Origin of the sequence: Marinoscillum luteum (assembly GCF_044005705.1) — a bacterium.
Lineage (GTDB): Bacteria > Bacteroidota > Bacteroidia > Cytophagales > Cyclobacteriaceae > Marinoscillum > Marinoscillum luteum.
The window spans coordinates 30,927-43,726 of record NZ_JBIPKE010000009.1 but is presented as its reverse complement, the minus strand read 5'-3'; the positions used below and the strand labels follow the sequence as shown (position 1 = coordinate 43,726).

At 47.0% G+C, this 12,800-nt stretch carries 8 protein-coding genes; 1 reads left to right on the top strand and 7 read right to left on the bottom strand.

What is annotated here, in order from left to right:
* The 4 genes from ACHKAR_RS01590 to ACHKAR_RS01575 are packed head-to-tail and all read right to left on the bottom strand — an operon-like array spanning position 1 to position 7,082.
* Positions 1-3,648: a family 16 glycoside hydrolase gene (locus tag ACHKAR_RS01590; protein WP_395415890.1), complete on the bottom strand. Its 3,648-nt coding sequence runs from the start codon at positions 3,646-3,648 to the stop codon at positions 1-3.
* A gap of 19 nt (positions 3,649-3,667) precedes the next feature.
* Positions 3,668-4,723: a sugar phosphate isomerase/epimerase family protein gene (locus ACHKAR_RS01585; RefSeq protein ID WP_395415889.1), complete on the bottom strand. Its 1,056-nt coding sequence runs from the start codon at positions 4,721-4,723 to the stop codon at positions 3,668-3,670.
* A 50-nt stretch (positions 4,724-4,773) separates the two neighbouring features.
* Positions 4,774-5,934: a Gfo/Idh/MocA family protein gene (locus ACHKAR_RS01580; protein ID WP_395415888.1), complete on the bottom strand. Its 1,161-nt coding sequence runs from the start codon at positions 5,932-5,934 to the stop codon at positions 4,774-4,776.
* An 8-nt stretch (positions 5,935-5,942) separates the two neighbouring features.
* On the bottom strand, positions 5,943-7,082 hold the full coding sequence (locus ACHKAR_RS01575; protein ID WP_395415887.1) for a Gfo/Idh/MocA family protein: 1,140 nt from the start codon (positions 7,080-7,082) through the stop codon (positions 5,943-5,945).
* A gap of 209 nt (positions 7,083-7,291) precedes the next feature.
* Between ACHKAR_RS01575 and ACHKAR_RS01570 the strand changes: the two genes are divergently transcribed.
* A complete protein-coding gene (locus tag ACHKAR_RS01570; RefSeq protein WP_395415886.1) occupies positions 7,292-8,506 on the top strand; it encodes an MFS transporter in 1,215 nt (404 codons plus the stop codon).
* 80 nt (positions 8,507-8,586) lie between these two features.
* Here ACHKAR_RS01570 and ACHKAR_RS01565 read toward each other — a convergent pair whose 3' ends face one another.
* The 3 genes from ACHKAR_RS01565 to ppk1 all read right to left on the bottom strand — a co-directional run bounded on the left by ACHKAR_RS01565 (position 8,587) and on the right by ppk1 (position 12,508).
* Positions 8,587-9,810, bottom strand: a complete 1,224-nt coding sequence (locus ACHKAR_RS01565; RefSeq protein WP_395415885.1) for a nucleoside permease — start codon at positions 9,808-9,810, stop codon at positions 8,587-8,589.
* A gap of 101 nt (positions 9,811-9,911) precedes the next feature.
* Entirely contained in the window at positions 9,912-10,400 is a 489-nt protein-coding gene (locus tag ACHKAR_RS01560; protein ID WP_395415884.1) for a cupin domain-containing protein, read from the bottom strand.
* A 5-nt stretch (positions 10,401-10,405) separates the two neighbouring features.
* Positions 10,406-12,508 carry a polyphosphate kinase 1 gene (ppk1, locus tag ACHKAR_RS01555; protein ID WP_395415883.1) on the bottom strand — a complete coding sequence of 701 codons (2,103 nt, stop codon included), beginning with the start codon at positions 12,506-12,508 and terminating at the stop codon, positions 10,406-10,408.
* Positions 12,509-12,800: the final 292 nt, after the last annotated feature.

The window sequence follows — 12,800 nt, the reverse complement described above, 5'->3', positions numbered from 1 at the left end:
TTACAATTCTCTAATTTTTATATTTCTGAACCACACTTTGTCCCCGTGATCCTGTAAGGAAATATGACCCTCTTTGCCTGTACCAAAGGCTTTCATTTCTGAAAACTTGCTTCCCGCCACCAGGGCATCCCACTCTGGGGTCCAGAAATCAAACTCAACCACTTTGTATCCATTGAGCCAATGCTCGACGTGTCCATTGTTGACTTTTATCCGAGTTCTATTCCACTCCCCTGTAGGGTTCACCGTCACAAATTTAGTTTTGATCATGTCATATAAATCACCGCTACGATGTTTTTCAATCTGCCCATCTGGATGCTTGAGGTTGTCCAAAAGCTGATATTCTGGTCCGGTATGCCACACATAGTCGTACTGATCATCCTCTACCACATTGTAGATGATTCCACTGTTGCCTCCATCAGACATTTTCCAATCAATCTGGAATTCGTAATTCTTGTACGGTTTATCGGTGATTATGATATCTCCTCCATCTTCTGCCTGCCAGCCAGCACCTGATCCCTTTCCGCTAAAATGCAGGGTCCCATTTACAGCCTGCCACTTTTTGCCCAGTGTCTCAACTTTATAATTGCGAAGGCCCTGGGTGGTTTTTCCATCAAACAGCAGTTTCCATCCCTGTGCCTTTTCAGCTTCAGATAACACATTGTGAGTCACTTTGTAGTCATTGGTAAACCCGGGAAGTCCCTCAGGAATATTGGTAAGTGTATACCAGGCCTCAGTAGTCCACAGCTCATGATCCAGTTCACTGACAAATGGACGTTTGATCCTAAAATACACCACATGTTTTTCCTGCAATCCCTCCAACTCGAAGAACACCTTCTTACGATCAGTCGACAAATAGAAATTCTTAGGCTTCATCTCTGTCACATCCAGCTTTGGCCCACCATATTCGGCTGTTGGTTTGAAATAAAACTGCTCAATGAGGAAGTCTTCCACACTAATATTCTGCCCCACCTTGATGGGCTCCGTAAACTCAATTTCGAACCCATTGGATCGGGCGCTTACTTTGAGCATTTCAAATGCAGAATTCCCATTGTAAACCAATCGCTGCAAGCCATAATTCAGCTTGCCTGTCTGCCCCCAGTTGCCGGAAACTCCAATGCCACCAGCAATAAGAGAGCCATCAGGTGCCCATGCCAGACGATTCACGCCGGCTTCTATACCTTGAGAGAACCTGAAAACAGCGCCCTGATAAATGCCATCCACTTTCTCTACTGCCACGCGCTTGATGCCTCCGTGAGTCACCTCACAGTGGATCATTTGCCCGGTGTAGGGTCCTTTGTCTATGGCCAATGGGGTGCTCGGTGAGTTTCCGATTTCATCCTGTGGCAGCCAGACTACCGGCTCATCCTGCACCCAGCCTTCTGTCCCCTCAGGGTCAACCGATCTGGAGCCATACCATGCACCTTCTCTTACATGATTGATCTTAGAAGCTGGCAACCAGTCGCCCTGATTGTCTGCAACGAAAATTTCACCATCTACACCTATCCCAATGCCATTGGGGGTTCTCAGTCCTGAGGCTATGAACTCTACCGCGCCCGTCTCCTTAGCTATTTTAATGATCTTACCACGGTCTTTGGGCTGTGGCTGCGCAGATGCACCACCTGGAAGAATATCTGTAGCCAACGCACCGTAGAAGTAACCATCTTTATACACCAGGCCAAAGGAGAACTCATGAAAGTTGGCCGAAACTGACCAGTCATCGGCGATTGTCTGATATTCATCAATCAAACCATCCTTATCATTGTCAATCAGCTTGGTCAGCTCCTGCTTTTGAAGCACATAAATCTCTCCATCCACCACTTTGATACCCAAAGGCTCTGCCAGTCCGGTAGCAATGCGCTGAACCGTAATCTCTTCAGGATTGGTTGATCTGAAATTTTTCACCAGGTAAACAGGTCCCAGAGAGTCCCAGGTACACACGAGCATTTCATCCTCAGAAAGGAAGTCTATACCCCCTACTCTTGGTTGGAAATCATCAGGTCGTGCCTGGAAAATATCGAATGCCGGATGTACACCTGCCAGCCAGCGACCATCGCCGGGAATGGACTTCACCAAAACCTCATCGCTGATGTATTCTTTGGTCTCTAAATAATCGGAAGGTGACACAAAAAGCATGGACTGAGGAATTACCTCAAATTTGCCAGCATCCTTATTAAACCACTGAAAGGAGACCGCTCCGCCTCCACTGGCCTGAAAATACTGTATCTCGAAAGGATGATCTCCTGCCGTAAGGTACACCTCTCCATCTTTGGGTGTGGGGCCATGGAATCCCCCATGGTCAATGGCAATCTTATTATCTACAAAGAGTCGAGACCCATCATCTGACACCAATCTCAGGCTATAACTTGCCGTCTTTTCTATTCTCAAATTTCCTTTGAACAAAACAGCGATGCGCTGGGTGCGTTCACCAAAATCACTCTCGTCCCGAACATGAATCTGAGGAACAATAGCACCCCCTATCGGTAAAGCCTCCTTTTTCAGTGTATTGAAATTGGGCTGATCTCCGCTGTAGAGGTAAAGGTATGCTGCTACCCCCGGTGACTCACTGGAGATATTGACCTCATCCTGAAACTTCACTGGGACGGTTTTCTCACCTAAATGCCAGGCCCCTCCGTCCGAATCTTCGTCATTGTCGTCCAGTGATAAAATGTACCGGATCATCTCTGCGGCATCCTCCTCAGACAATCCTGCATGAGGGGTCATCATCGCTTCACCCCATACACCGCTGCCGCCTTTGATCACCTTGCCGGAAAGCATTTTCACAGACTCCTCTCCATCGCTGTATTTTCTAGCTACGGAGATATAAGCGGGACCTACTGTCTTTACTTGCTCGTTGTGGCACGACTTACAGTCACTTCGCTCAATCAATTGGGCACCTGCCGCTACACCAGATGCCTCATCAGACTCTTCTGTGGCTACTGGCAGCCCTTTATCAAAACCTTCGTGATAAAAAGCCCTCAATTCTGTGGGCTCACCCTGCGACAAGGTCAATACCCCGACCACTGAAACAACATTTCCCTCAGGGTACTCCTGATTGCTTTTGGAAATTACCTCAAAGCAACCATTGGTATTAAAATCCCGCTCGCTCACCAGAGAAGAAATGGTGGTATTAAGTACCACCTGATAGTCTCCGGCATTCGAAACTTTAAACTTTCTGGACAATCCACTTTGGGAACCACGTCTAATGGCTTCTGGTGTTTCCTCAACGGTGATTTTATTGTCATCAGTACTGAGCTCGTAGGTGAATACCACCTGACCATCCACAAAGCGATGGCCTTTATATTGAACTTTTGGAATCAGAATTTCATCACCTTTCTTCAACACCCACTCTACATCCTCCTTTTCGTCTGTATAATAGGCATACCCCTTGGAAGTAGGCTGAGGGCCATGAACAGTAGTGTAAACCGCTCCATCAAAATTTACCCCACCCTTCCAGGCTTTATAAAGACTGGCGGTACGGGCATCATAGGCCACCCATACGTCCTCACTAAGCGCGGCGGTTACCATTCTTGGTTTTAAATCCAATACAGAACGAAAAACCCAGGCTTCCCTAGGTCGCTCTATTTCTTTGCGCTCCTGACAAGCACTCATGGCGCCTATCAGCAAGCTGAAATAAATTAACTTCTTCATGCTTTATACTTCTCTTACCTTACTTAATACCTAATATCTTTCTGTTGGCCACATCGTCTGGCTTGGCTCCTGCAAAATCATCAAAAGCCTTTTCTGTCACCTCAATGATGTGATTCTGAATGAATGGCGCGCCTTCCTCAGCGCCCTGCTGTGGAGACTTGATACAGCACTCCCACTCCAGCACTGCCCAACCATCATAGCCATACTGACTGAGTTTGGAAAAAATACCGCTAAAATCTACCTGTCCATCTCCTAACGATCTGAATCTGCCCGGACGGTCTACCCATCCCTGAAAGCCACCATATACTCCCGACTTACCGGTAGGGTTGAACTCTGCATCCTTCACATGGAACATGCGAATGTTTTCATGATAGAAATCTATGAACTGCAGGTAGTCCAGTTGCTGCAGGACGAAGTGCGATGGATCATACAAAATCTTGGCGGAGCTATGCTTGCCTGTGGCCTCCCAAAAACGCTCGTAGGTGATGCCATCATGCAGGTCCTCACCGGGATGCAGTTCATAGCAAATTTCTACTCCATTGTCCTTGGCATGATCAAGTATGGGTAACCAGCGCTTGGCCAGCTCGTCAAACCCCATCTCCACCAAGCCAGCGGGACGCTGCGGCCATGGATACACCGTGTGCCATAGCAAAGCGCCCGAGAAGCTCGCCATCACATCTATGCCCAGGTTTTTGCTGGCGGTGGCTGCACTCTTCACCTGATCGATGGCCCATTCGGTACGTGCTTTGGGGTTTCCCTTGACCGAATCAGGAGCGAATGTATCAAACATGATATCGTAAGCAGGATGTACCGCCACCAGCTGGCCCTGAAGGTGCGTAGCCAGTTCGGTGATTTCCAAACCGGCTTCATTCACAATCCCTTTGATTTCATCGGCGTAGGTCTTGCTCTCCGCTGCCTTTTTTATATCGATCAGCCGGCCATCCCACGCCGGGATCTGAACCCCTTGATAACCTAACCCCTTGGCCCATTTGCAAATACTTTTGAGGTTATTGAAGGGTTCTTTATCATCAGCAAATTGTGCTAAAAATATGGCTGGTCCTTTGATGGTTTTCATGTCTTTGTCTTTTTTAAAACTACGATTCTAAAATGATTGAGGGGCTGCTCTCAGACTTTCGTCCAAACGTTTCCGTTTTTAGTGGAGGCCACTACAGCTTTTACCAAAGCCATTCCCTGCACCCCTTCCTTTATTCCGGGAAAATCCAGTACTGTATCCGCGGGTTTACCCTCGGCATAATTCCTCAATGCCTCCGCAAAGTTGCGATAGATATTGGCGAATGCCTCGATGTATCCTTCCGGGTGACCAGATGGTGTACGCGTGTGCTGCATGGCTTCTTCATACAAATAACCGCCCCGGTCTCCGCCCGTACGGTAGATCTTATCCGGATTTCCATGGTCCTTGACAATGAGGGTATTCAGGTCCTTCTGGCTCCATTCAAGGCCGCCCTTGTCACCATAGATTCTGATTTTCAGATCATTCTCCTCTCCAGAGGCTACCTGTGAAGCTGAGAGGACGCCATTCGCTCCATTTTCAAAATGCAACAATACATTGGCATCATCATCCAGAATACGCCCCGGAACAGTGGCGCGTATTTCTGAGAGCACTTCAGTAATTTCCATCCCGGAAACGTACTCCGCAAGGTTGGCCGCATGCGTGCCAATGTCTCCAAAGCAATTGCTAATACCTGCACGTGCAGGGTCAGCGCGCCAGGAGGCTTGCTTTTGGTCAGTATCCTCCACTTTGGTGCTGAGCCAACCCTGCGGATACTCCACCATCACTTTACGCACCTTTCCTATATCTCCTTTACGAACCATCGCCATGGCTTGCTTCACCATCGGATAACCCGTATAGGTGTAGGTCACAGCAAAAGGGAGTTTTGTCTCCAGTACCTTGGCTTGCAGGGCTTTGGCTTCTTCGAAAGTAAAAGCCAGAGGTTTGTCGATAATCACCGGAAAGCCATTTTCCAGGGCCATCATAGCCGGAGCAAAGTGCATCACATTGGGAGTCACAATGGAAACAAAATCCATTCGGTCTCCCTTGGGAAGTGCTTTCTCCTTTGTGATCATCTCTTCAAAAGATGCGTAGACCCGGTTTTCGGGTAGGAAAAGTGCCTGACCTGACACTGCGGAGCGCTTTGCATCTGAGCTAAAAGCCCCACAGACTAATTCGATTTGCCCGTCGAGGTTGGCGGCCATGCGGTGTACAGCCCCTATGAAAGCACCAATGCCCCCGCCTACCATTCCCATTCGGAGTTTTCTATGTCTCATTGGTTTATTTATTTGATCTCTATCCATGCCTGCCCCTGCTTGTTGGACTCCAGCACCGCCTCGATAAACTTCATTCCTCTCACACCATCCTTCACACCAGGAAAAGCGCCTTCCCGGACTTTTTCTCCTCTGATGGCGAGTGCGGTGCCTTTGTAAATATTACCCATGGCATCAAAAAGCCCCTCAGGGTGACCTGGAGCTATCTTGGTGCTTTCCTGTGCAAATTCAGCGTTGTAGGGATTCCCGGGTTTGAAAATCTGAGCTGGTTTTCCCTCCTGCATATAGGTCAGGTAGGTAGGGTTTTCCTGCTCCCACTTCAAACCTCCCTTATCCCCATACACCATGATGGAGATGTTATTTTCTTCTCCTGTGGCAATCTGACTCGCACAAATTACCCCTTTGACTCCATCCTTTGTACGGATGAGGGCGGTTCCGTCTACGTCCAATGGATTGTCTGGATATAAGGTATCAATATCGGCAAGCACCTTTTCTACCTCCAAACCGGTGGTATACTCTATCAGATTAAAGGCATGAACACCAATGTCACCGAAGCAGCAACTTTGACCTGATTTCTTAGGATCCAGGCGCCAAACCTGAGCCCGCTTATCCTTGTCATGAATGAACGGGTTGATCCAGCCCTGATAGTATTGTGCATCTACTTTCTGAATTTTACCAATGGCCCCGGCGGCAATCATAGCCTTCATCTGCCGCACCATAGGATACCCAGTATAAGTGTGTGTGAGGCAGAAAACTACCTTCTTTCTCTCCACCAACTGCTCCAACTCCACTGCCTCTGCGGCTGTGATGGTGATGGGCTTTTCGCAAATCACATTAAATCCTGCATCTACCAACTTCATCGCCATGGAGTGATGCAGAAAGTTGGGGGTAAGGATAGATACTACCTCAATACGTTCGTCTGCGGGCAAAGCCAATTCTTTTTCTATAAAAACCTCCAGACTTTCGTAGGCCCTTGAAGTATCCAATTCCAGCTTTTCAGCAAAAGCAATCCCACTTGCATGATCAATATCGAAAACACCTCCAACGAGCTGGTATTGCTCGCCCATATACGCTGCAATTCTGTGAACGATTCCGATAAATGAATTGGGGCCTCCGCCAATTAAACCGAGTTTGATTTTTCCTTTGTTCATGCTGATTTATTAGTCTGAATTGATCTGATTAGAAATAAAATTCTCTGAAACATCGAATTTGGATGGAAATCTATCAAGTTTGACCACCAAATTCAATTTTTTATTACCTGCAAACGATTGCAATAAGTGTTAATCTTACAACTTTCCTAATTTGCTTTGAATTTGATGCTTCGATTTACTTACTTGATTATTTTAACCTAAACTAACAGATGGAAAATCAATTGAATCGCAACCGACTGTTTATAGCCAGTTGTTTTGCTCTACTCACCACCGCATTTGCGTTTGGTATCCGGGCTGGTATCATGAACGATCTGGTCACTGACATGAGTCTTTCAGACCAGCAACTGGGCTGGATCAACTTCATGGGCATTTTTGGCTTCCCTATAGCCACATTAGTAGGCGGGCCTCTATACAACTCCCTGGGACCCAAAAAAATAGGAAATATTGCCTTTCTGTGTCACTTCATTGGCATCACGTTTTCCATTCTTTCTAATAGCTTCTATACGCTCTTCTTTTCTACCTTCTTCATCAGTTTTGCTAACGGAATGGTAGAAGCAGCTTATAATCCGCTGATTGCATCTATGTACACATCCAACAGGGCCACCATGCTCAACAGGTTTCATGTTTGGTTTCCAGGTGGTATAGCCATTGGCTCACTGATTGCTTTAAGCCTTGGGCTCTTAGGTGGTAGCTGGCAGATCAAAATTGCCGTGATGTACGTGCCCGCATTTACTTACTTTCTTTTGTTTAGAGGTCAGGCTTTTCCTGAGGCACCAAAGGAAACTACCATGTCCACTGCCGATAACCTGAAAGCGATCATGTCCTCGCCCATTTACTGGCTGATGCTTGTCTGTATGGCACTGACTGCTACTACTGAGCTGGGTACCCAGTCGTGGGTAGAAAGAATCCTGGCCAACTCCGGCGCACAGCCGTTACTGGTATTGGCGCTCGTAACGGTATTAATGGCCGTAGGTAGAATGTTTGCCGGGCCGCTGATTCACAGACTCAATATTACTGGTGTGCTACTTGGCTCAGCCATCATTTCCGCTCTGGCCATCTTTATGATGAGCATGGCTACAGGACCCATGGTGTATGTGGCTGCCGTACTTTTTGCTATTGGTGTATGCTACTTCTGGCCAAATATGATCTCCTTCGTGGCGGATTACCTGCCTAAAACCGGAGCACTTGGCATGTCACTTATTGGAGGTGTAGGAATGCTCGGTCTTTCTATTTTCCAGCCCATCATTGGGGGATGGATAGAAGGACACAGAGCCGTAAAATCGGCTGAGGGATTAACAGGAGAAGCGCTGGAATTGGCAGCCGGACAGGCCACCCTGGCGAACATTGCGATCATTCCCACCCTGCTGATCGGTGTGTTCTTATTCCTTTTTCTCTATGTGAGAAAGAACAAAACACACGCCTAGAACATCATATTCATTCAATAAAAAGGGGCTCCGAAATTGCATTTCGGAGCCCCTTTTTATTTAGCCTAGTACACAAGAGGCTATTTCTCGTATTTGATGTCTTCGCTCCTAAAAGTCAACATGAAAGCAAAGAAGACCATCAAAGCAAAGCCAGCCGGTACCACCCAGACACCCCGCCAATCATGGCCAGCTTCCAGGGCATAAAAATCGGTGATCTGACCAGCTACCCAAAAGCCCACAAGCATACCCACTCCGTAAGTCGCCAGGGTGATCATACCCTGAGCTGAACTCTTGAACTTATCACCCGCCTTGGAATCCGTATAGATCTGACCAGACACAAAGAAAAAATCATAGCAAATGCCGTGCAGAGCAATCCCCAAGAGCAGCATCACCACCAGTTCCTCATTATTACCAAAAGCAAACATCAGGTAGCGCAGCACCCAGGCCAACATGCCAAAAAGCAGGGTTTTCTTAATGCCATATCGGCTCAGGAATATTGGAAGCAAGAGCATAAAGCCCACTTCAGAAACCTGACCGATGGTCATCTTGCCCGTGGGGTTGGCCACTCCCATTTCAGAAAGAAACGGATTGGCATTTTGATAATAAAAAGCTAATGGGATGCAGATCAGCACGGAAGAGAAAAAGAACACCGCGAAATTTCTATCCTTCAAAAGCCTGAGGGCATCCAATCCTAAAATGTCTTTGAGGAGCAACTTCTCCCCCTTGGCAATACCTGGAGGAGTAGCTGGAAGTGTAAAACTAAACAACCCTAATATCAGCGAAGATGCGGCACTCATGATGAAGGTGTTTTTCAACAACCCTGAGGAGATGGCCCCAGGGGCATCCCACGAAAACAAATAGCTGATCACCAACCCAGCGGCGATCCAGCCAATGGTGCCCCATACCCGGATTTTGGAGAACTCCTCCGAAGGATTTTCCATCTGCCTGAACGCAATCGAATTGACCAGGGCCAACGTGGGCATATAAGTGATCATATAGGCCAATACATAAGGATAAAATGCCGTAAAATCAGCAGACACGTACATCTGGTACATGAGAAGCGCTCCGAGTACGTGCAGAATACCCAAAATACGTTCTGCATTGAAATACCTGTCGGCAATGAGTCCTATGACAAAAGGAGCGATAATGGCTCCCCAAGACTGGGTGGAAAAGGCCATACCAATCTGGCTACCGGTGGCACCAAGATTATTGCCCAAAAAAGTTCCTAGTGTAACAAACCAGCTTCCCCAGACAAAGAACTGAAGAAACATCATGGCACTTAATCGAATTTTTATTTGATTCATGGGTTTGGTTGACTTAAAGAGAAATAATTAAGTCAACAAAATACTGGAAATAGCGCTGACAACAAACCTACCGGAGGTTGATTTTTAATCTTATTTCAGTCCTATCCTCCTAACGTGAATTCTCGAATCAACGCTTTCTGACCAGGATAAGATTCTTCTAGTTCTGAAGCAGTGAGCATTCTGAAGTCCTTGAAGTCAAACCCCGGGTTGACCATGCACCCCATCAGCACATAACTATCGGGAGCAGACACTTCACTGGCAAAAATGGACCGGGCTGGAAGGAGCAACTGTGGCAGGTCACCCGCTTCAAGGTTGAGGCCAAGAAGGTGCTCAGAATATTCTCCATGGTTTAGTACGTGCACCCTGGCACCACTCCCAGCATGAAAATACCATAGCTCATCGGAGCTAAGCTGGTGAAAATGAGACTTTTGAGAGCCCTCCAATAGAAAATAAATACTGGTGCTGAGGTTTCTGGTTCCGCCACCACCCATGATCTGAATGGTATTCGGGTTTCGATAGACCTCCTTGTAATAGCCCCCTTCCGGATGCGGCTCCAGGCCGAGTTTGTCAATCCAATATTGTGCGTTCATTCGATTCAAAAGAGTTTGGCAGACATCACTACTTCACGCTTCACTTTGTAAAACTCCTTGTGGATATTGAACACTTTTCCGTTTTCAGGAGTAATGGGCACAAAAGAACCATCCTCTTTCATCTCATAGCCATTGATATTGTCTTTGAGGTTATAACATAGCAGGTTGATGGCCTGCTGCTTTAAGAGTTCGTCTTTGATCAAAAACAATGACTCCAACCTGCGCTCAAAAGAACGCACCATCATATCGGCACTACCGGAATACACCAACGGATCGCCCTGATTGTGGAAATAGAAAATTCTGCTATGCTCCAGGTACTCACCCACAATGGACCGGACCGTGATGTTCTCACTCAAACCCTGGCGTCCCGGACGGAGGCAACAAATGCCCCTTACAATCAAATGGATAGGCACCCCGGCACGGGAAGCCGCATACAGCGCCATAATGGTATCAATATCCTGCAGAGAGTTGATCTTGATGACAATACCAGATGGAAGTCCATTCTTGGCATTGTTTTCCTCCTGCTGAATGAGCTCGATCAGTCGGGAACGCATCTCCCGAGGTGCAGTAATGAGGTTATCGTATCGGTCAGGTACAGAGTGGCCTGTAATTACATTGAAGAACTCCTGCACGTCATTGGCATAGCCTTCATCGGAAGTCATCAACCCAATATCTGTGTACAGCCTGGCAGTGTCCTCATTGTAGTTACCACTAGACATGTGTACAAAGCGCTTCACTTTCTCCCCTTCCCTACGAACGATGAGCAGCAATTTGGTATGGGTCTTGAGCATACCTACCCCATAGATCACAAAGCAACCCGCTTTTTGAAGGCGCTGGGCCTCCTTCATGTTGTTTTCTTCATCAAACCGCGCCTTTACTTCAAAAAGTACCGACACGTGTTTGCCATTCTCCGCGGCATTCAGCAAAGCGGATACCACCCGGGAATTTTTCGCCAAGCGGTAGATGGTCAGCTTAATGGACAGCACATTGGGATCCTCTGCTGCCTGATCCAACAGATCCATCAATGGATCTATACTATTGTAGGGGTGATGAAGCAAAATATCCCGATCCTTCAGGATCTTGAACATATCCGGATGCTCATACTCAGACATGCTCAGTGGCGGCACAGGCTTGGGCATTTCAGGTCTGAAATCCCTGAAATCCTCGTGCTTCACAATCTGCCACAAACCCGTATAGTCCATCAAAGCACCCTTGGGCACTTCTATGATGTTATCCTCATCAATTTCATATTTGGTACGAAGCTGCTTGATCAACCACTTGTCATACTCTCCTTCTACCTCCAGCTTCACCACCCGACCTGTCTTACGGGTTTTGAGTTTCTTTTTCATCTCCTCGATGAAATTGGCCTCCACATCCTCTGACTCTTCCAAGGTGAAATCCCCATTTCTAGTGACTCTGAACAAGGTAGAAGAAGTGATCTCCACATTCTTAAACACCTCGCTGATGTGCTGGCGCACCACTTCTTCTATGGGCACAAAGATCATCTTGTCCTTTCGCTCCATCTCATAGAACCTGGGCAGATTCTGAGGAATCTGGATGAAGGACATTTTACGTTTTTCCTTGGTATCCTGAGTCTTGGTGACCACTCCAAACACCAGGATGTTGTTCATCAAAATAGGAAAGGAATGGTACGAATCGTACACCATGGGTGTGAGCATGGGGAATACGATTTTCTCAAAATAGTTGGTCACACGCTCCTTTTCCCGCTTTTGCAAGCTGCCATAACCGAGGATCTGAAAGCGATGATTGTTAAACTCAGGCCTTAGGTTGTTAATGAAATGATCATTTTGAACCCGGCTAAACTCTTGAAAATCATGGAGCAGCTTGCGCTTGAAAGGAACCGCCCGCAACCCCGAGTAGTCCACACGATCTTTGCCATAGTCCAGGTAATTGTACAAACTACCCACCCGGATCATGAAAAACTCATCCGCATTGGAGGCCGTGATGGCCACGAATTTGAGCTTATCAAAGAGGTTTCTCCCCTCTTTCATGGACTGAGCCAAAACGCGGTAATTGAAATGTAACCAGCTCAGGTCCCTACTGATGAGATCACTTTGCTGTATCAGATGATCGTATTTTTCTATCATTTAGATATGTCCTTCTCCATAGTGAAAGGCCTCAGGCCTTTAGATCCCCAAAATACAATAGTCTGTAAGGAAATCACAAATTAATTGACTCGTGAGCACAAGAATAGTTTTGGAAAAAGACCTGAAATAATGCCCAGGTCAACAACAGGAAACGTAAAATCACAACCCTCTGTTACGTACTTTTTTGCCAAATTCCCCACCTAACGGACCTTAAATCGTCCTAAAAACGATTGGTCTCCTAACAACAAAAAAATCCCCGGATTTCATTCCGGGGATTTCTACATCAATGATC